Below are 19427 nucleotides of genomic sequence, written 5' to 3' on the forward strand. Positions count from 1 at the left end.
CAAGATGCCCAAGTGGCACGTCAAACGCGCCGACCACCGCACCTGGCCCCAGCCCCAGCAACCGCCCACCTACCAAGTCAAACCCCTTAACTGAACGGTATTGGGGTTAGCCCGGATCTTTCGTGACCTCGTCGTTCGTCGTGGCGGCGGCTTGGCGGCCGGCGTTCGAGGTTGATTCTTGCAGTCGGGTAGGACAGGAACCCGAGTGTCGTCTCGGGTGGGCGCGGTTCCACGGGCCGGGTTTGTTGCGGTCGCAGTGACGGGTGCGGCGTCGTCAGCCGGGTGCGGTGAGGGCGCGGATCCGGGTGAGGCCGGCGTGCAGCAGGCTGGTCCAGACGGCGTTGCGGGCGAGGCGGACGACGGTTCGTCTGCCGGTTCGGGCGAGCCTCGCGGCGGTCGAGAACAGCCGCAGGCGCAGGCGTTTGGGCTCCCATCGGCGCGCCTCGTGGGTGGTGCCGTCGGTGTCGGTGAACGCGAGTAGCTGCATCCAGGTGGTCAGTTCGCAGGCCAGGGCGACGATCGCGCACCAGATCTGGTCTTGGCCGAAGTCGTGCAGCGGCAGATTCCTGAGTCCGGTGTCCTTGGCGCAGCGGATCCGGTCTTCGGCGCGGGCCCGGCGCCGGTGCCGCAACTCGAGGTCGGCCAGCTGGCCGCGGGCGGTGTTGGTCGCGAACGCGGTGACACGGTGCCCGTCGACGTCGGTCAGGCGCAGCTGGGCGCCGGGGTGTGGGCGTTCCTTGCGGACGATCACCCGCATGCCGTTGGGCCACCTCGACAAGTTGAGCAGGCCGGTGACCTCGGCGACCCAGGCGCCGTCGCGGACCCGGCCGTCGCCGTCGTAGGCCGGTGCCCACGCGTGGCCGGGGATGAAGGCGAGCTTGGCGGCGAAGTCGTCGGGCGGGGTGAACCCGACCGTGTACGACAGGCGCTGGCCGACGATCCAGTCGAGGAACTCGTGGGTGCAGCCGGCCGCGTCGGTGCGGATCAGCACCTTGCGCCCGGGCTTGGTCCCGGCCCGGTGTGAGGGGAGTTGTTTGAGGGCGTCGCGGACTACGGTGATGTGGTCGGCGGCGGTGTTCGAGCCGGCGTTCCCAGGTCGCAACATCACCGCCAATGGCTCACCGGACCCGTCGGGTCCATGGTCGACGAACGCGCACAACGGGTGGAATCCGTAGCCTCGCTTGAAGGTTGGCGCCGCACCCTGCTTGTCCGAATGTGCACCCACCAAGGTGGCGTCGAGGTCGATGATCAGCGGATCGTCGACGTCGCGACCGGCGTCCGGCGCGTGCCGGCCGGCCAACGCCCACACCCGCGCTCGGGCCGCGGCCCGGGCGACGTTGATCGCCTTCAGCACCGGTTCGACGTCGCCGGCGAGTGCGTCGATCGTGCGTGACACCGTCGGATCTGAGGCGACCGGGCCGAACAGCCCGGGCTCCCCGCGCAGTACCGCGATGTCGGCCAGACAGTCCCCACCCAGCCCGAGCGCGATCGCGAGATCGGTGACGATCTTAGCCGGGTCGTGCCTCGCCAACGGCTTGCGCCATGGCGCCAACAGCCGCGACAGCTCCGCGGCCACGCCGCTGGCCCGGACCGCGTCGGTGAGTAACAGGCCACCGGCCTGCGACACCACCCCGACCCGGCCGCGTCAAGCCGGACACACGGATACAACCCGGTAGTCTTCACCTCGAAGGTGCTCCTCGATTGCGCACGACATGGTCCTAGACAGACCACATCGTCGCTGGTCAGGAGCACCTTTCAGTTCACCAACACAGCCTCACCATCAACCGCCATGAAAGCGGCGGGCTAGGAGGAGGGCGTCTACCAGGTATTGGCGGAGGATGTGCCAGGGCTTGCGGGGCAGGACTCGGTGGTGAGAGTCGGGTTCGGGGCCTCGGGCATCTATGGGGGTGGTGGAGATGCTGATGTCGTCTACCAGGTCTTTGATGACCAGGCGGGTGGGGAGGCCGTTCGGGTTGGTGATGATGGCTAGGTTTTCGCCGTGAGGGTTCACGGTGATGCCGTAGTGGTGCATCAGGTGGAGTAGCGGGCGTAACAGGGTGGTTAGTAGGTGGCTGAGCCAGGTTTGCGGGTCTGCGCTGGAGCGGGTGATCAGCTCGAGGGCTAGGCCGGGGTGGAGGACTGCGGCCAGCGGCCAGACAGACTCGCCCTCGCGGAGGCGGGGGTCGATGGGGTCGCGCCAGATGCAGCCGAGGGTTTCGGTCCATTGGTAAGGGATGCCGGGAGCCGTCGAGAGTTGGGGGTGGCGGACGGTGACGGAGGCGACTTCGCCGAGGAGTTCGGTGCCTAGGCGGGTGAAGACCTCGTCCCGGGACCAGAGGCCGCGGAGCCATTGCGTGATCATGGGGGCCGCGAGGGTGCAGTGTTCGGGGGATGCCGCGGTAGACCGAGGTGTTCAGGATCTTGAGAGGAAGCTTGACCTGGCAATGCGCGGGGTTGGTGATGTTGACCATCGTGCGGATCGACTGGGTCGGCAGATACTCGTCCGGCCCCTCCCCGAGTACGACGATCTCGCCCGTGGCGAGCTCACGGGCCCACTGCGTGCGTACCACGTGGTCCAGCTGCCAGGGGTGACACGGAAGCCACACATACGAATCCGGATCGACCAACTGGGCGCGGAAGTTCTCCTGAACCGACGGACCGAGCTCTCGACCGACGACCGAGTGCTCTGACAGGTCGGGGGTGCCGCGGAACTCTGCTAGCCCGCGTCGGACAGCCAGCCACACCAACTGAAGCGGTGTGCGGGCTTCGGGCGTATAGCGCAGGCTGTCCGAGGCCGAGAACCCCAGCCGGCCTTTATTGGCCACCAGCAACGGATGCCCGGTCAGATGTCCTTCCAACCGGCTGTGGTGCAGATCCATCAGCTCAGCGGGCGGCAAACCGGCAGACGCGAGACGTACGTCGGCCGCCAGCGTGCTGGTCAACTCCGCGACATAACCGGCCACCGTGGACCCGTCGAGTCCGAGTACGCCGGCTGCGTCGACGAAGAACTGGATCGGGTCAGTAGCGATCTCGCTCTCGTCATTTCCCAGGATGCCTGCGGTGGTACGACGGATCGAGTCAGCCTCCACCCGCCAGCTGGTGAAGGCACCACGTGTCGCCTCAAAGCTGTACGACACACCACCGAGGTCCAGTCGATTGTCGACCGGCTGCAGCAGGTTCTCCGTGCAGAACTGGGAGATCAGCTTCGCCAGTAGCTCTGACGAACAGCGGGTCCACTCACTCATCCGGGGATGGCGAACGTCGTGAAGGCAGTGGACTTCGGCAGCCGGAACACCTCGCGCCCGGCCACGCTGTTCAGGATGGTCGCGTTGCGGATCGCCCCGATGCCAAGGTCCGGCGCGGCGACACCATGGCTGTGCAGATCCGCGTTCGCCACGAAGATCCGGCCGGCCAGCTCGTCGTCCGCGAGAACGCTGTGGTCGCGGTTGATGATCCACCGGCCCGCGGCGTCACGTCGTACCCGATCCTCCAGAGAGGTCACGAACGGCAACGGCCGATTGCGATAGCCGGTGGCCGCAACCACAGCATCGCAAGTGTGCTGGAAGGTCCTGCCGCTGTCCGCGTGGTGCATGGTCAGCTCGATGCCGTCAGCACGGGCAACAGCGGACACCACAGCCACACCGCACTGCAGGTCGACCGGTGCGCCGTTCAGATCGCGCTGGTAGAGCACATCGTGGATGTCGTCGAGCGTGTCCGAGGAGATGCCCTTGTAGTGCCGCCACTGCTCCTTGACCAGCTTGTCGCGCGTCGACTCGTCCAGTGCGTGGAAGTAGTCGACGTACGACGGCGTCGTCATCTCCAGCACCATCTTCGAGTAGTCCAGCGGCGTGAAGGCCGGCGTGCGGGTCAGCCACGACACTGCGGGACCGTTCGCACGCAGCAGGTCAAGTGCGCACTCAGCGCCGGACTGGCCCGATCCAACGACAGTCACCCGGCCGGTCTTCAACAAGTCCTCGCGACGGAACAGGTAGTCCGCGGAGTGCAGGAAGCGCTCTGAAGGCAGTCCGGCCAATGCAGCAGGCACAGACGGCTCAGTGCCGACGCCCACGACCAGATGCCGGGCTTCGAACGTCTCCAGCGCTTCGCCCCGCTCGACCGTCAACTCGAAGAACGAACCGTTCCAGGAGGCCGAGCGCACGTGGTGACCGAAGTGGAGTGAGTCCAGCTGCGCCGCACACCACCGCAGGTAGGTCTCGTACTCGCGTCGCGTCGGATGGAACTTCTCCCGCACGTAGAACTGGTACGTCCGGTCGTTGTCCTTCAGGAACGACAGAAACGACAGGTGATGAGCCGGCTCGACCAACGACACCAGGTCCGCCAGGAACGACACCTGCAGCATCGCGTCGTCGAACATCAGCCCGCGGTGCCAGGTGAACTCCGGACGGCTGTCCAGGACGGCCAGGCGTACGTCGTCCACACCGTCGGCCAGCGCGGCCAGTCCGAGGTTGAACGGACCACAGCCGATCGCGATCACGTCGTACATGTCATGCCTCCACGGTCCGGGTGCGGACCATCAGTTGTGCTGTCTTCTCGGGCAACTGCAGCTCCCCTTGCTGGACGAAGCCCGCTGCGACGAAAGCGCGGACAGATGGCGTGTTCTCGATGTCCGGCTCGGCCACGACGCGCTGACAGGCCGGATCGGCCCGGAGCAACGCATCGGCGAGCGCACGCAGCAACTGGCGCCCGAGGCCGCGACCGACGCGGCTCACGTCCCCGATGGCTACGTGCACACCCCAGTCATGCTCCGAAGCGTCGTAGTACTCCGCCAACCGGTCGTGCCGGACCCGGTACAACTCGACGTACCCGAAGTCCTCCGCGTCGACCCCGGCCACGCATGGGACCGAGTGCTCCCCCGCCGCCTGCCGGGTGATCTCCTCCGTCCAGCGCTCCACCGACCAGTCCTGCTGCCACCACCGCTGGATGTGCGGTTGCGCCATCCACACCGCGATCCTGGCGGCGTCCTCCGCCCCGGCCGGCCGGAGGTCGAACCCGTTGTCCAGGTGAAGCATCGATCTGCTGTCACACCTCATCGCAGTGGGTTCGGAATGTCGAGGTAGACCGACTGCGCATCCAGCGGAGCGACGACCTCGTCGATTCCGCGCAGCCGGGTCATCATGTTCGCCTTGCACGGCAGCGTCTCCGCCTCGAGCCAGCGCCGGGCCAGCCGATCGCCCTCCGGCCCGGCCGACTTCAGCAGGGACAGCGCCAGGGTCAGCCGATCGCGCACCACAGCGAGCAGCTCAACCTCGTCCGCGAGGCCGTCCACCGCCAGACAGCCGACAACTGCCAGGGCCTGGTTGTGCAGCAGGTAGTAGGTCAGTCGATCGTCGACAATCGGATCGTCGACCACAGCCAGCGTGGAGTCGTGCAGCCCGGTCACAGACAACAGACCGCGCAGGTACGACGAAGCCAGGTAGTAGCCCTGGTTGTCGCGATAGGCGCCACCCGTGATCCGGCCGGCCTCGTCCAATCGGACCAGTGTGTTCTGCTGATGCGCTTCGAGTCCGATCCCTGTTTCGGCGTACAGATGCAGCATCGGGATCAGCACGTTGTCGATGTACGACGCCACCCAGCCGGCCGGGTCCTCAGCGGCGTACTCGCTCAGCCGGCTCACGCCGCCGGGCCTTGGCGCGACTAAGCCGGCCAAACATGCATAGCTGTTGACGTCTGTTGGCACTTCTCGTACAGCAACGTCAAGACCAGTCAATGTTGGTCCACCTTCGTCAAGAGCGATCCAGGCCGGGTCGCGGACGATGGTGAAGCGCGGGTGCGCGGTCGCCGTACCCGCGTTGTAGGCGGCGTCCAGCAGCCGGTTGATCTCCAGCCCGCGCCGCAGCTCGGTCGAGGTCGACTCCCGCCGGGAGTTGGTGATGCGCAGGCCGAGCGACAGCTTCAGCATCACCGGCAGGTCCGGGTGGAAGACGGTCCGCAGACTCGACGTCGGGTACCACTGCGCACCCTGCGGACCGAGTGCCTTCAGCCGGCCGGCCTTGACCAGCGAAGCCACCCGCGGGCGCTCCAGCAACGACGCCGCCTGCCAGGGGTGCGCTGGGATCAGCACCCGACCGGACGACGCAGTGATACCGGCCAGCGCGCCCATCAACTGCACAGCGTCCAGTCCCTGCAGTGAGGGCGCCCCGGCCACCTGGTCCGACGACACCAGCTCGGCGTCGGCCTCGAACCAGTGCACTGCGAAGCCGCCACCGAGCTCCGGCGAGTACGCCGCCAGCTCGTCACCGCTCAATCCGTCCCGGCTCTTCGGCGCGGGGTGATTCAGATGCCCGAGCAGCAACGCCTGCTCGAACTCGAGGAAGCGACCAGGACCCCGCTCACCGTCGGCCTGGTCCCAGAACAGCTCGACGTTGCGCACCGACTCGGCGGTCCGCGCCGCCAGGTCGTCGATCTCCGCCGGGTCCGCGTCCGCGGACAGCAGCCGCACCAGATCCTCCGGGGCCGGCTCCACACCATCCACGCGTACGTCGGTGAACTGGTGCAGGCCGGTCCTGGACGCCTGCTCGACCCGCGCCGTCACGGTCGAGTCCCCCACCGGCAACGTCAACGGCCCGACGGCCACGGGTACGGACGTCTCCCGGGTGTAGCACCGCAGAATCGCGTTGAGGTGGGCAACAATTGCAGTAGATCTCACGCCGCTCCTTCGCCGTCCAGATTCCGTCCCCGTCCCGCCGCGCCGGTCGGGTCTGCCAGCACGTCGAGGCCGGTGGCCACGACCTGATCGAGCAGGTCCTCGATGTCCGTCGCAGTGGCGTTCGGATTCAGCAGCGTCAGCTTCAACGCGACCACCGCCGGGCGGCCGCGACCGGCCGGGATCTTGGTCCGGCCGATCAGCACCCGCCCGGACGTCAGCAACCGGCGCCGGACCGCACCCTGGAGGGCATCGGCGGCCGCTGTCTCCAGTCCCTGCCCGGCGACCCGGAACAGCACCGTGGTCAGGGTCACCGGCGCCAGCAGCTCAAGGTTGCTGTCGGCAACGACCCGCGCCGCGGCGGCATGCGCGAGCTCGTGGCAGGTGTCGAGCATCGTGCCCAATCCGGCCCGCCCGTATGCCGTCAGCGTGGTGGCGACTTTCACCGCATCCGGACGGCGGGTGGTCTGCAGGCTGCGGCCGAGCAGGCCGTCCAGCCCGGAGTCGATGTCGTCGGCCGGGTTCAGGTAGTCGACCGAGCGGCCGAGCGCGGAGAAGCGATTCCGGTCGGCCACCAGCAGCACGCTGGTCGCAGCCGGCTGCCAGCCGATCTTGTGCAGGTCGAGCGTGACGGAGTCCGCCTGCGACAGGTCAGCCAGCAAGGGCGCGAGCCGCTCGGAGAACAGTGCGCCGAACCCGTACGCCGCGTCCACGTGCACCCAGGCGCCGTGCCGCCGGGCCAGTTCCGCGATCGGCGCGATCGGGTCCACCGAGCCGAAGTCCGTCGTACCGGCGGTCGCAATCACGGCGATCGGCGTCCGCCCGGGCTTGGCCAACTCGTCCGCGAGTACGTCGGTGCGCATCCGGAAGTCCTCATCGGAGGCGATCGTGATCGCGGCCTCCTCCCCGAGCCCGAGCGCGGCACAAGCTCGCTGGACCGAGAAGTGGGCGAGCTCGGAGCAGAACACGACCGGGTGATCCAGTCCCCGCAGGCCGTTCCGCCGTACGTCGACTCCGACCGCAGCGGCAGCGTTGTCACGGGCGATCAGCACAGCGAGCAGGTTGGAGATCGACCCGCCGGGCGTCAGGACGCCGTCCGCTGCCGGACCGAACCCGGCCAGGCCGGCGAGCGCCTTCACCACCCACTGCTCGATCGCGAGCGTCGCGGGACCGGAGTCGTAGGTGTCCATCGAGGCGTTGCTCGCCGAGGCCAGCGCGTCGGCGTCGACCGCGACCTGCAACACCGGCGGCTGCAGGTGCGCCGCCGCGTGCGGGTGGCTCAGGTCGATCCCGTTCTCCTCGAGCAGTCCCGCGATCAGGTCGAGCGCCGCGGACTCACCGACGCCGGTCGACGGGACCCGCGGCTCGCCGAGGACTTCCGCCGTACGCCGCAGCACCTCCGCCGGCGAGCCGTGCGGCAACGGCCCCCGGTCGCGATCGGACACCGCCGAAGCGAGCGGCCACGCGGGGGCGAACGGGTTGCGCACAGGCGAGGGCAACGCGGTCAGACGCGCAGGATGCGGCACCAGATCTCCCGGGAAGTTGTCGAGTAAGGCAACCCTTACTAAGGCAGCCCTAACTTTTGCCCCGAGTCACTCATCGTGTCAACTCGGCCACCCAGGGAGTGGCGAGCCTCTCACCCGTTCAGGCCTGGTTCAGCCCACGCGACGCAGGCTGAGCCGTGGATGAAAGGAGCACAGCTCATGATCGGCTGGAGGAAACCCGGAGTCCTGCTCGCAGTCACCGCTCTGCTTGCGGGTGCCACTCCCATCACAAGCTCCGCGCACGCGGAGCACCACCACCCGACGGCGTGCCCGCTACCGGTGTTCGGGCCGGGCAGCCGGTACCACCCCAAGATCGACCCCGACGACTTCTCCCCGAACGTGACCAACCCGTGGTTCCCGCTCAAACCCGGGCGCACGATGGTCTCCACCGGCGTCAAGGATGGTGAGAAGGCTCTCGACCTGTTCGCCGCGACGTCCCGGACCAGAGTGATCGCGGGAGTCCGGACCCGTGTCGTCGAAGACCGCCTCTACCTGAACAACGTCCTCGAGGAGCGCACCAGCGACTACTACGCGCAGGACCGCTGCGGAAACGTCTGGTACTTCGGGGAGGACACCGCCGAGCTGGACAGCCGCGGCCACGTCGTCAGCCGTGAAGGCAGCTTCCACGCAGGCGTCGACGGCGCCCAACCCGGCGTCTTCATGCAGGCCCACCCCCAACTCGGCCGCAAGTTCCGCCAGGAGTGGTACGCCGGCCACGCCGAAGACGTCTTCTGGCTCATCGCCCGCAACACCACGGTGACCGTCCCCCACGGCACCTTCCACCACGCCCTCCGCACCGCGGAGACGACCGCCCTCGAGCCAGACGTCCTCGACAACAAGTACTACGTCAAAGACATCGGCCAGGTCGCCGAACTGTCCGTCCGAGGCCCGACGGAACAACTACGCCTAGTGGAGATCATCTCCTAGGCCGTACGGCGTTCTGGTGAGGACGAACGTGGCGACGTTGAGGTGGGTGATGCGGTTGCCTTCGCGGATGACGTGGAGTTTTTCGCCGGCCAGGTAGCCGTCGCGGCCCTGGTAGAGGTCGGGGCCCAGTGGGGAGAAGCGAGTGGTGAGGCCACCGGAGAGTTGGAGGATGCCGGCGGAGACGGACATGGTGAGGGGCGTGTTGCCCCAGTACCAGTGGCCGAGGAGGTCCGCGCCCTCGGCGAGTGGGGGCTCGGGGAGCCACTCCAGCGGGAGGCTGGGCTCATAGGTGGCCACCGTCTCGATCAGGTCGGGTGGGAGCGAGGCGACGCGACCGTACGTCGCGTTCCCGAGGGTGACGGCGCCGACGCGGCGGACGCGGTCGACGAACAGGCCGGCCAGGAAGCCGGGCATCGAGCCGGTGTGGCCGACCAGCAAATGCGGGTTGTCGGCGATCAGACGCAGGCCCAGGCCGTACGACGCGGTCAGGCCTTCTCGTGGATCCGCGGCCACCGGCGCCGCCATCTCGTCGACCGTGTCCCGGTTCAGCACCTCGTAAAGCGGATCGATCCAGAAGTTCGCGTACGTCGCCAGGTCCTCGATCGTGCTCCACAACTGCCCGGCCGGCGCCATCGCACCCGCGTCGTACGCCGGCTCGTCCACCAACTGACCGCTGAACGGGTGCACCGAGAACCCTTGCGCGGACGAGCCCGTCGGGAAGTACGTCGTACGACGCATCTCGAGCGGATCGAGGATGCGCTCCTGCACGAGGTCGAACCAGGAAGCGTTTCGCAGCCGGGCGACGATCTCGCCGAGGAGTCCGTAGCCGAGGTTCGAGTAGTGGTGCCGGCGGTCGGCCGGGCCGACCGCCTGGGACTCGTCCATCGCCGCGGTCAACTGGTCGAACGTGACGCCCGGGTTCCGCTCCCACCACGGACCCTCGGGCTCGGCGTTCATCCCGCCGCTGTGCGCGAGCAGTTGCCGGATCGTCCGATCACCGAACGCGATCCCCGGCAGATGCTTGCCCACGGCATCGTTCAGCGAGAGCAGTCCGTCGTCCCGGCACTGCATCACCAGAACAGCCGTCAGCGTCTTCGTGATCGAGCCGATCCGGTACTGCACGTCCGGCCCCGGCACACCACCGTCCGCGGTGGCGAACTGCCCCCGCGACCCGGTCCACACCAGCGAACCGTCCCGGACCACTCCGGCATTGATCGAAGGCAACTTCCATTCGCTCTGCGCTGTCGCGATCTCAGCGAGGAGCGCGGCTGCGGTATCAGGTCGAACCAGGGTCACTCAAAGGCCTCCGGGGCTGGGCAGGAGCAGATGAGGTTGCGGTCGCCGTAGGCGCCGTCGATGCGGCGGACGGGGGGCCAGTACTTCGAGGCGCGGTCCACCGAGCGGGGGAACGCGGCCTCCTCGCGAGTGTAGGCGTGCTCCCACTTGTCGTTGATCACCGACTCGGCGGTGTGCGGCGCGTTCACCAGCGGGTTGTCGCCGGCCGGCCACTCCCCCGCGGCGACCCGGTCGATCTCGTGCCGGATCGCGATCATCGCGTCGCAGAACCGGTCCAGCTCGCCGAGGTCCTCGGACTCGGTCGGCTCGACCATCAGCGTGCCCGCGACCGGGAACGACATGGTCGGTGCGTGGAAGCCGTAGTCGATCAGCCGCTTCGCGACGTCGTCGACGCTGATCCCGGTCTCCTTGGTCATCGGCCGCAGATCCAGGATGCACTCGTGGGCGACCAGGCCGTTCTCGCCGGTGTAGAGCACCGGGAAGACACCCTCGAGCCGCTTCGCCACGTAGTTCGCAGTCAGTACGGCGGCCTTCGTGGCGGCCGTCAGACCCTCGGCACCCATCATCCGGATGTACGCCCACGAGATCGCCAGCACACCCGCCGAACCGAACGGCGCCGCGCTGATCGGGCCGACCCCGGACTCCGGACCGGCCTGGTCCAGCAGCGGGTGGTTCGGCAGGTACGGCGCCAGGTGCGCGGCCACGGCCACCGGGCCGACACCCGGACCACCGCCACCGTGCGGGATGCAGAAGGTCTTGTGCAGGTTCAAGTGGCTGACGTCGCCGCCGAACTCACCGGGCTTGGCGAGACCGAGCAACGCGTTCAGGTTCGCGCCGTCGACGTACACCTGGCCGCCGTGCTCGTGGACGATCGAGCAGACCTCGCGCACGCTCTCCTCGTACACGCCGTGCGTGGACGGGTAGGTGATCATGATCGCGGCCAGCTTGGCCGCGTGCTCAGACGCCTTCGCCCGCAGGTCGTCCAGGTCGATCGTGCCATCGTCGTTGCCCTTGACAACGACCACCTTCATGCCGGCCATCACCGCGGAGGCGGCGTTGGTGCCGTGCGCGCTGGCCGGGATCAGACACACAGTGCGATCGAGATCGCCCCGCCCGTGGTGGTACCCGCGGATCGCGAGCAGCCCCGCCAGCTCACCCTGCGAGCCCGCGTTCGGTTGGATCGAGACCTTCGCGTACCCGGTCACCTCGGCCAGCCAGCGCTCCAGCTGCCCGATCAGCACCGCGTACCCGGCCGCGTCCTCGATCGGCGCGAACGGGTGCAGGTCGGCGAACTCCGGCCAGGTGACCGGCTCCATCTCGGTGGTCGCGTTCAGCTTCATCGTGCAGGACCCGAGCGGGATCATCCCGCGATCCAGCGCGTAGTCCTTGTCGGACAGCTTGCGCAGGTACCGCAGCATGGCAGTCTCGGACTGGTGCGTGTTGAACACCGGGTGCGTCAGGTAGTCCGTGGTCCGCGGCACGGCAACCGCGGCCGCGTCCAGCGAACCGTCGTACCGAACGCCGAAGGACTGGCAGACCCGGGTCAGGGTGGCGACGTCGGTCTTCTCGTCGCAGGAGATGCCGACGTGGTCCGCGTCGACCAATCGGAGCCAGATGCCGTTCTGCCGGGCGGCGTCGACCACATCCGCGGCCTGACCGGGGACCCGGGCGAGCACGGTGTCGAAGAAGTCGCCGTGCACGACCTCGACGCCCCCCGCCCGCAGCGACGCGGCCAGCTTGCCCGCGTAGTCGTGGACGCGCTCGGCGATCGCCTTCAGACCCGCGGGCCCGTGGTAAACGGCGTACATCGACGCGACCACCGCCAGCAGGACCTGCGCCGTACAGATGTTGGAGGTCGCCTTCTCACGGCGGATGTGCTGCTCGCGGGTCTGCAGTGCCAGCCGGTACGCCGGTGCGCCGTCAGAGTCGACGGAGACACCGACGAGGCGACCGGGCAACGACCGCTCGAGGCCGGACCGGACGGACATGAAACCGGCATGCGGACCGCCGTAGAACAGTGGTACGCCGAAGCGCTGCGAGGATCCGATCACGATGTCGGCGCCGGCCTCACCCGGTGCCTCGAGCAACGTCAGCGCGAGCAGGTCGGAGGCGACCGCGACCAGCGTGTCGCGCTCGTGCGCGGCGGCGATCAGCGGCTTCAGGTCGCGGACGACACCGCCGGAGCCCGGGTACTGCACGAGGAAGCCGAAGAAGTCACCGTCCGGCAGACCGTCGGTGGTGTCGGCGACGACGACCTCGATGCCGAGCGCCTCGGCTCGGGTCTGGACCACTGCGATGGTCTGGGCGAAGCAGTCGGCGTCGACCAGATAGCGATCGGACTTGCTCTTCTTGTTCGACCGGTGGGCCAGCGTCATCGCCTCGGCGGCCGCGGTGCCCTCGTCCAGCAGCGACGCGTTCGCGGTCGGCAGGCCGGTCAGGTCGGACACGACGGTCTGGAAGTTCAGCAGCGCCTCGAGCCGGCCCTGGGAGATCTCCGGCTGGTACGGCGTGTAGGCCGTGTACCAGGCCGGGTTCTCGACCAGACGCCGGACGATGACCGACGGCGTGAAGGTGCCGTAGTACCCCTGGCCGATCATCGAGGTGGCGACGGTGTTGCGGGCCGCCAGCTGGCGGAGCTCGGTCAGCGCGTCGACCTCGGAGGCCGGCTCGGGCAGCCGGAGCGCCTCGGCGGACCGGATCGACGCCGGCACCGCGGCATCCACCAGCGCGTCGACGTCGTCGTACCCGAGGAGTTGGACCATGCGGGCGATCTCGTCCGGACGCGGCCCGATGTGCCGGTCGGCGAACGTCGCCGAGAGCTGGGGTGAGTTGTTCATCTAGAGGCTCCGTTGCTGACAGTGCTTCCGGTCGCCTCCCCCTCTGTCACGCCCAGCTCACGCAGGGGCACTCCAGAGTCGCCTGTGGCACTCGGTCCATGGGCCTGAGAGGTTCCGGGGAGGAATTGCCCCTTCGGCGCCCGGTTGCGCGGGTCTCTCCCGAGTGCTGTGTACGGCTGAACCGAGGCTACCAGGAATCCTCGAACAGTTCGGGCAGCAGCCGTCGTGCGACCGGCCGGACTGGACTCCGCCGCCGTGCCGTGCGCGTAGCCGCGAACGGGATGGAACAGGTCAGCCGGTCATGCGAGCGCGGCGGCGGGCCGCGAGCTCGTCGTTCGCGTGGCTGTCGCCGTCGTCGTGACCGTCGGCACGCTCGGTCGGCAGCTCGGACAGCGAACCCTCGACCTCGCGCCAGACACCACCGAGGGCGATACCGAAGACGCCCTGACCGCCGGCGAGCAGATCGATCACCTCGTCCGGCGAGGTGCACATGTAGACCGAGGCGCCGTCACTCATCAGCGTGATCTGAGTCAGGTCGTCGATGCCGCGCTTGCTGAGGTGGGCGATCGCGGTCCGGATCTGCTGCAGTGAGATGCCGGCGTCGAGCAGCCGCTTGATCACTTTCAGCAACAGGACGTCACGGAAGCCGTAGAGCCGTTGGGTGCCGGAGCCGGTCGCCGGGCGCACGGACGGGGAGACCAGGCCGGTGCGGGCCCAGTAGTCGAGCTGACGGTAGGTGATCCCGGCCGCGGCGCACGCCGTCGGACCGCGGAACCCGACATCCTCCGGCATCGGCCGCAGGTCGTCGTCGAAGAGCAGACCCTGGACGCCGGCAGCGGCGGCCGCCTCGGCGTGTGCGTCGGACGTCGACTGCGCCGTCAGATCCGTGTCGCCGGTGCGTGTCACGCCTGAGCCTCCCTGGGTACCGACTGGAACGGGTCACATCCGTGGAGTGACAACACCCCACGACTCCTTCAAGGTAAGCCGCCGACCAGGGAGGGTCAACGACAACCGCACCGAGCCGGGAGCGTGTCGCGGCCTTCGTACGAATCGTTACCTATCTGGTCTTGTACCACTCCGGTGAACTGAACTGGTCAGCTCTTGTCGAAATCCTCGGGTTTCACCTGGTCGAGGAACTCGCGGAAGCGCTCGACCTCTTCTTCCTCCACCACTTCGTCGGCGTCGTCGGTCTCACTCTCCGGAACCGGGATGCCGGCCTCGGCCAGGATCTCCTCGGTGCAGAACACCGGGGTCCCGGTCCGCAGCGCCAGCGCGATCGAGTCCGACGGTCGCGCCGAGATCTCGGTCTTGTCGTCGAACACCAGGATCGCCTCGAAGATGCCGTCGGTCAGGTTCACGATCCGGACCTGGCTGAGGGTGTGCCCGAGCACCCGGATGGTCTCCGCGAACAGGTCGTGCGTCAGCGGCCGCGGCGGCTCCATCCCCTGCTGGGCGAAAGCGATCGCACTCGCCTCGGCCGCGCCGATCCAGATCGGCAGGTACCGCTCCCCGCCAACCTCTCGCAGCAGCACGATCGGCTGACTCGAGGGCATCTCCACCCGGACTCCGACCACGTCGACTTCGCGCACCCCTTCAGCCTACTCCGCAGGGAAGCCCCGGGCAGGCCCGCGGGGTGCGCCGGCTACCTGGGCAGGCGGGAACGGACCAGCGCCGCATGCAGGCGGACGGCGAGCGCGGCCAGTTCCTCGGTCTGTTCGGTATGGCGGGGGCCTGTCACCTGCTCGATCAGACCGGCCTCCCGATCGGCCGCCGTACGGAACTGGCGCAGGTGCCGCGGCTCGATCCCGTACGGCGCGAAGTCCGCGGCCAGCCGCGCGATCACGATCGCGTCCCCGTCGTAGTGGTTGCCACGGGCCACCACCAGGCCATGGCCCTCCAGCTCGCCGAGCAGCTCGGCGGAGATCCCGGCGGCGGCGCGGAGCTCCTCCCGGGTCAGCTTCAGATCGATGCCCGCAGCACCGAAGTCGTCGGCGACCGGAAGCCCCGGTGGCTCCGGCAACGAACTCGGCGCGACCGGTGGACCGCCGGCCGCCGGGCGCAGGCCGCGATCGATCGCGCCGAGATGCTCCTTGATCACCTTCAGCGGCAGGTACTGGTCACGTTGCGCGGTCAGCACGTAGCGCAGCCGCTCGACGTCGGCCGCGCTGAACTTCCGGTAGCCCGAGGCGGTCCGGGCCGGGGTCACCAGCCCCTCGGCCTCGAGGAACCGGATCTTGGAGATCGTGACGTCGGCGAACTCGGCCTGCAGCAGCTGCAGCACCTCTCCGATGCCGCGGCCTTCAGCGGGGCCCTCGACGGAAGGCTCAGGCTTGGCCACTGGCGTAGTACACCAAGCGGTACTTGCCGATCTGGACCTCGTCGCCGCTGGTCAGCTGGACCTCGTCGATCCGGTCCCGGTTCACGTAGGTGCCGTTCAGGCTGCCCACGTCGCGGACCTTCACGCCGTACGGGTCGCGGCGGAACTCCGCGTGCCGGCGCGAGACGGTGACGTCGTCGAGGAAGATGTCGCTGTCCGGGTGCCGGCCGGCGGTGACCACGTCGACGTCGAGCAGGAACCGGCTGCCCGCGTTCGGCCCGCGCTGGACGATCAGCAGGGCGGATCCGGCCGGCAGGGCGCCGACCGCGGCCTCGTCCTCCACCGACAGCGGCTCGCCGGTGCGCTCGGGCTCGGGCTCGGCGCCGATCGGGGTCAGCATCGCAGTGTCGGTGACACCGTTGGTCGCCGGCGGGGCCGCCGGGGCTGCTGCCGCCGGGCGGTCCGCGCCAGGAAGCATCGCTCCGCACTGCGAGCAGAACCGGCTGCCGTCGGAGTTCTCGTGCCCGCACTGGTTGCAGAACGGCATGCTGTGATCCTCCCGATCGCCGGTGGTCCGGCGACGTTTTCGATAGACCCCGTATGAACAAGTGTGGACGCAGATTCGCGGACCTCAACCCTCGACCAGCGGTTGAGGTCCGGACAACGTACCAGGCGCGGCCAAGCCGCTGCCGGTCAGCTCTGGTCGAGCTGTCCCTGGTAGGTCTCGGCGTCCATCAGCGCAGCCACCTCGGCGGCGTCCTCGACCTCGATGTCGAGCAGCCAGCCCTCGCCGTACGGGTCGCTGTTGACCAGGTCCGGCTGGTCGGCGAGCGCCTCGTTGACGGCGGTCACGGTGCCGTTGACCGGCGCGAACAGGTCGCTCACGCTCTTGGTCGACTCCAGCTCGCCACAGGAGTCGCCGGCCCGCACCGCGCTGCCGATCTCGGGCAGCTGCACGTACACGATGTCACCGAGCGCGTCCTGTGCGAAGTCGGTGATGCCGACCCGCACCGGCGCCTCGCCGTCGGCCTTGACCCACTCGTGCTCGGCCGTGTACTTCAGGTCTTCGGGGTACACCTCGGTCCTCTTTCTTTGAACACAGCTTTCGAACGGACACAGCTACTTGGTCGGGCTGGGTGCCGGGCGAGCGTAGCGATGCTCCTCCGGCGCGTGCAAGGCGGTGATCTGGAGCGTCGGAACCTCGGTCACCTCGGCCGTTCCGCCCACCTGCGGACCGGTCACCTCACTGACCAGGCCGCCCGGGAAGTTGGCCGCCTCGGACAGATTGTGCGACTCCCCGATCGCCTCGACGACGTACGGCGAATTCAGCTTCTGACCGTCGATCCGGATCCCCGGTGCGTCGTCGACGAAGTCGGTGCTGGCGACGACCCGGACCGAACCGTTGATCTGGATCGCCTCGGCGCCGGCGTCGCGCAGTTCCTCGATCGCGTCCAGCAGGTTGCTCGAGGTCATCTTGCCTTCGGGGTCGTTCAGCGTGATCCGGACGCCAGGCCCCTGGGCGGGCAGGGTGCCGGCCAGGATGCCGAGCACCTGGACCTGCGCCTCGGCCTGCTCGCGCGCGGTCTGGGCCTTGTCCGCGCTGGAGGACAGCGAGTTCTTCCGCGCCTCCAGCTCGGCGATCTCGCTCTCCAGCCGGCGGGTGTTCTGGCCTAGGCCGTCGAGGATCGCGATCAGGTCTTCGCGGCGGGCGTTCTGGTAGCCGTCGTCGGCCCGGTTCACCCGCACCTGGACGACGGCCACGCCGGCGACCAGCGCGAGCACGACGGCGACGATCGCCTGCCCTCGGGACGGCTTGAACCCGGCCCGCAGCCGCCGCAGCGCCAGGTTCGGCGTCCGGGGCTTGGGCATCGGTGTCGGCGTCTCCGGCTGCGGCCGGTCGGCCGGATCTGCGGCTGCCGGATCAGGCGTCGGATCGGGTTTGTCGTCGCTCATGTCAGGCCCTGAAGATGTGCCGGCGGATGGCGGCCATGTTCGTGAAGATACGGATGCCGAGGACGACCACCACGCCGGTGGACAGTTGTGAGCCGACGCCCAGTTGGTCGCCGAGGTAGACGATCAGCGCGGCGATCAGGACGTTCGACACGAACGAGACGACGAACACCTTGTCGTCGAAGATCCCGTCCAGGAACGCCCGCAGCGCCCCGAACACCGCGTCCAAGGCGGCGACGACGGCGATCGGCAGGTACGGCTGGGCCCACTCCGGGACGTCGGGCGCGACCAGCAGGCCGATCACGACACCGATCACCAGTCCGAGTACGGCGATCATCTGGGTCCTACCTTCGCGTAGCGCAACGCGATGGTCGCATCGGCCGGCACCAGCAAGGAATCCTCCGTCGTGGTCGTCATCCGGACACCGAAGTTGCTGACCAGATACTGCACCCATTGGCCGCCCGAGCTCTGCGCGAAGCGGGCCGGCATGGTCGCGGTGTCCCCGATCGCGAGCACCGTGTACGGCGGGGTCAGCGAGCTGTAGTCGACCGTGATCGCACTGCCCGCACCCCGGATCGCGGTCAGCGAGGTGAGCCGGTGATCGTTCACCGAGATCGCCTCGGCGCCCGCGGTCCACAGGCCGTTGACCAGCTGCTGCAGGTCGACGTCGAGCAGGCGGCCCTCCTTGGCGTCGGCGTCCTTCGCATCGTCGATCACCGCCTTGATCCCGGGCCCGGTGGCCGCGACCGCGCCGGTCTGCAGCTCCAGCGCGTCCAGCTGCTGCTGCAGCGTCGCGCCCGAACTGGTGTTGCTCAGTCCACTCGCCTGCAACCGCCGTACCTCGTCGGCCAGTTGCGTCTGCTGGGTGCGCATGCCGTTCAGCCGGGTGTTGGCCTGATTGATCCGGGTGATCAGCTCCTTGCGTTGCTTCTCCGCCTCGGGCGCTCCGCGGTAGTTCTGCGAGGCCGCGACCGCGAGCAGGAAGCCGAGCACGATGGTGGCCACCACCAGCATCACCCGGTGCCGGGACCGGAGCGACTTGCCGCCCTTGTCCGGGCGGGTCCGGGCTGCGACGGCGTACCCCTCGTCCAGCGGGTGCGCCATCAGGTTGTTCAGCAGCGACATCGACGCGTCGACGCGCCGCGGCTTCGGTGGGGATTGCTGAGTCACGGGTCTACCCGGCCGGATGGTTGATCGGTTTCACCGTCTGGACGAGGTGGCGCAGCTGGACGAAGTACAGGACGCCGGCCCAGTAGTACAGCCCCGTCCCCCAGATCGCGAACGCCCAGCCGAACACCCGCGCGAGCAGGTTGAGGGTGCTGTCGCCGTCACCGAGCAGGAGCAGCGGGAACGCGTACAGCAGGCAGAACGTGGCCGACTTGCCCAGGAAATGCACCGGCAGCGCGTTGAAGCCGCGACGGTGCAGGGCCGGCAGGGTGAACGTGAGCAGCAGGTCCCGCAGCGGGAGCGCGATCGCCAGCCACCACGGGATGATGTCGCGCAGCGCCAGGCCGATCACGGTCGCGAAGATGTAGAGCCGGTCCGCGACCGGGTCGAGCATCTGGCCCAGCCGGCTGGTCTGGTTCATCCGGCGGGCGATCTGGCCGTCGGCCCAGTCGGTGAACCCGGAGATGGCCAGCACGAGCAGCGCCCAGCCGTCCTCCTGCGGGCCGAGGATCAGCCACAGGAACAGCGGCACTCCCAGCAACCGGAGGAAGCTGAGCGCGTTCGGGATCGTGAGCACCCGGTCGGACACTTCCACCTCCGGCACGCGATCCCTCCCTCTCTCACCCTGATACCGGTCGTAACTGTACTTGGGCACCTCGACAGGTTTACTCCCGGCCATCCCGGGGCAGGCCGGGCCATCCCCTGCTACCTGAACGCGCCGGCCC

Annotated in this window: 17 protein-coding genes, 2 pseudogenes and 1 riboswitch; of the genes and pseudogenes, 1 reads left to right on the forward strand and 18 read right to left on the reverse strand. The window is 68.6% G+C overall.

Features of this window, described 5'->3' with window-relative positions:
* Window positions 1-274 precede the first annotated feature (274 nt).
* The 7 genes and pseudogenes from ACXC9Q_RS23795 to ACXC9Q_RS23825 all read right to left on the reverse strand — a co-directional run bounded on the left by ACXC9Q_RS23795 (window position 275) and on the right by ACXC9Q_RS23825 (window position 8190).
* Window positions 275-1683 (reverse strand): annotated as a pseudogene (locus ACXC9Q_RS23795) (IS1380 family transposase).
* 97 nt (window positions 1684-1780) lie between these two features.
* Window positions 1781-2362: an IucA/IucC family C-terminal-domain containing protein gene (locus ACXC9Q_RS23800; RefSeq protein WP_457058859.1), complete on the reverse strand. Its 582-nt coding sequence runs from the start codon at window positions 2360-2362 to the stop codon at window positions 1781-1783.
* Between the two features lie 58 nt (window positions 2363-2420).
* Window positions 2421-3245, reverse strand: a pseudogene (locus tag ACXC9Q_RS23805) (IucA/IucC family protein); the annotation flags it as partial.
* A complete protein-coding gene (locus ACXC9Q_RS23810; protein WP_457058860.1) occupies window positions 3242-4504 on the reverse strand; it encodes a lysine N(6)-hydroxylase/L-ornithine N(5)-oxygenase family protein in 1263 nt (420 codons plus the stop codon). The gene ACXC9Q_RS23810 and the pseudogene ACXC9Q_RS23805, both read right to left, overlap by 4 nt.
* A gap of 1 nt (window position 4505) precedes the next feature.
* Window positions 4506-5030, reverse strand: coding sequence for a GNAT family N-acetyltransferase (locus ACXC9Q_RS23815; RefSeq protein ID WP_457058861.1), 525 nt, complete (start codon window positions 5028-5030; stop codon window positions 4506-4508).
* A gap of 17 nt (window positions 5031-5047) precedes the next feature.
* Window positions 5048-6667, reverse strand: coding sequence for an IucA/IucC family protein (locus ACXC9Q_RS23820; RefSeq protein WP_457058862.1), 1620 nt, complete (start codon window positions 6665-6667; stop codon window positions 5048-5050).
* Window positions 6664-8190, reverse strand: a complete 1527-nt coding sequence (locus tag ACXC9Q_RS23825) for a pyridoxal phosphate-dependent decarboxylase family protein (protein WP_457058863.1) — start codon at window positions 8188-8190, stop codon at window positions 6664-6666. The genes ACXC9Q_RS23820 and ACXC9Q_RS23825 overlap by 4 nt, the downstream gene beginning before the upstream one ends.
* A gap of 177 nt (window positions 8191-8367) precedes the next feature.
* Between ACXC9Q_RS23825 and ACXC9Q_RS23830 the strand changes: the two genes are divergently transcribed.
* Entirely contained in the window at window positions 8368-9135 is a 768-nt protein-coding gene (locus ACXC9Q_RS23830) for a hypothetical protein (RefSeq protein ID WP_457058864.1), read from the forward strand.
* Here ACXC9Q_RS23830 and ACXC9Q_RS23835 read toward each other — a convergent pair.
* The 11 genes from ACXC9Q_RS23835 to ACXC9Q_RS23885 form a co-directional block, all read right to left on the reverse strand.
* On the reverse strand, window positions 9115-10431 hold the full coding sequence (locus ACXC9Q_RS23835; RefSeq protein WP_457058865.1) for a serine hydrolase domain-containing protein: 1317 nt from the start codon (window positions 10429-10431) through the stop codon (window positions 9115-9117). The genes ACXC9Q_RS23830 and ACXC9Q_RS23835 overlap by 21 nt on opposite strands.
* Complete coding sequence (gcvP, locus tag ACXC9Q_RS23840; protein ID WP_457058866.1) at window positions 10428-13268, reverse strand: aminomethyl-transferring glycine dehydrogenase; 2841 nt, start codon at window positions 13266-13268, stop codon at window positions 10428-10430. Before gcvP ends, ACXC9Q_RS23835 begins: the two co-directional genes overlap by 4 nt.
* 82 nt (window positions 13269-13350) lie before the next feature.
* Window positions 13351-13440: riboswitch (glycine riboswitch) on the reverse strand.
* A 119-nt stretch (window positions 13441-13559) separates the two neighbouring features.
* Window positions 13560-14174 (reverse strand): MerR family transcriptional regulator, encoded by a 615-nt coding sequence (locus tag ACXC9Q_RS23845; RefSeq protein WP_328521475.1) that lies wholly within the window; start codon window positions 14172-14174, stop codon window positions 13560-13562.
* Window positions 14175-14362: 188 nt separating this feature from the next.
* Window positions 14363-14857 carry a bifunctional nuclease family protein gene (locus ACXC9Q_RS23850; protein WP_457058867.1) on the reverse strand — a complete coding sequence of 165 codons (495 nt, stop codon included), beginning with the start codon at window positions 14855-14857 and terminating at the stop codon, window positions 14363-14365.
* 53 nt (window positions 14858-14910) lie between these two features.
* Window positions 14911-15606: a transcriptional regulator FtsR gene (gene ftsR / locus ACXC9Q_RS23855; RefSeq protein WP_457058868.1), complete on the reverse strand. Its 696-nt coding sequence runs from the start codon at window positions 15604-15606 to the stop codon at window positions 14911-14913.
* Window positions 15593-16132, reverse strand: a complete 540-nt coding sequence (locus ACXC9Q_RS23860) for an FHA domain-containing protein (protein WP_457058869.1) — start codon at window positions 16130-16132, stop codon at window positions 15593-15595. The genes ftsR and ACXC9Q_RS23860 overlap by 14 nt, the downstream gene beginning before the upstream one ends.
* A 146-nt stretch (window positions 16133-16278) precedes the next feature.
* On the reverse strand, window positions 16279-16662 hold the full coding sequence (gene gcvH / locus ACXC9Q_RS23865; RefSeq protein WP_457058870.1) for a glycine cleavage system protein GcvH: 384 nt from the start codon (window positions 16660-16662) through the stop codon (window positions 16279-16281).
* 42 nt (window positions 16663-16704) lie between these two features.
* Entirely contained in the window at window positions 16705-17538 is an 834-nt protein-coding gene (locus ACXC9Q_RS23870; protein WP_457058871.1) for a DUF881 domain-containing protein, read from the reverse strand.
* A 1-nt stretch (window position 17539) separates the two neighbouring features.
* Window positions 17540-17872, reverse strand: a complete 333-nt coding sequence (locus tag ACXC9Q_RS23875) for a small basic family protein (RefSeq protein WP_131352136.1) — start codon at window positions 17870-17872, stop codon at window positions 17540-17542.
* Window positions 17869-18705, reverse strand: a complete 837-nt coding sequence (locus ACXC9Q_RS23880; protein ID WP_457058872.1) for a DUF881 domain-containing protein — start codon at window positions 18703-18705, stop codon at window positions 17869-17871. The genes ACXC9Q_RS23875 and ACXC9Q_RS23880 overlap by 4 nt, the downstream gene beginning before the upstream one ends.
* Window positions 18706-18709: 4 nt before the next feature.
* The gene (locus ACXC9Q_RS23885) at window positions 18710-19306 is read right to left on the reverse strand and encodes a CDP-alcohol phosphatidyltransferase family protein (protein WP_457058873.1); all 597 of its coding nucleotides are present in this window, start codon (window positions 19304-19306) and stop codon (window positions 18710-18712) included.
* Between the last annotated feature and the right edge of the window lie 121 nt (window positions 19307-19427).

This window comes from Kribbella sp. CWNU-51 (assembly GCF_054073265.1).

Excerpts from the sequence above, each read along its gene's own strand:
- ACXC9Q_RS23815 (WP_457058861.1), bottom strand. The coding sequence starts at position 5,030 with ATGCTTCACCTGGACAACGGGTTCGACCTCCGGCCGGCCGGGGCGGAG.
- ACXC9Q_RS23870 (WP_457058871.1), bottom strand. The coding sequence starts at position 17,538 with ATGAGCGACGACAAACCCGATCCGACGCCTGATCCGGCAGCCGCAGAT.
- ACXC9Q_RS23830 (WP_457058864.1), top strand. The coding sequence starts at position 8,368 with ATGATCGGCTGGAGGAAACCCGGAGTCCTGCTCGCAGTCACCGCTCTG.
- gcvP (WP_457058866.1), bottom strand. The coding sequence starts at position 13,268 with ATGAACAACTCACCCCAGCTCTCGGCGACGTTCGCCGACCGGCACATC.
- ACXC9Q_RS23875 (WP_131352136.1), bottom strand. The coding sequence starts at position 17,872 with ATGATCGCCGTACTCGGACTGGTGATCGGTGTCGTGATCGGCCTGCTG.
- ACXC9Q_RS23800 (WP_457058859.1), bottom strand. The coding sequence starts at position 2,362 with ATGATCACGCAATGGCTCCGCGGCCTCTGGTCCCGGGACGAGGTCTTC.
- ACXC9Q_RS23860 (WP_457058869.1), bottom strand. The coding sequence starts at position 16,132 with ATGCCGTTCTGCAACCAGTGCGGGCACGAGAACTCCGACGGCAGCCGG.
- ACXC9Q_RS23810 (WP_457058860.1), bottom strand. The coding sequence starts at position 4,504 with ATGTACGACGTGATCGCGATCGGCTGTGGTCCGTTCAACCTCGGACTG.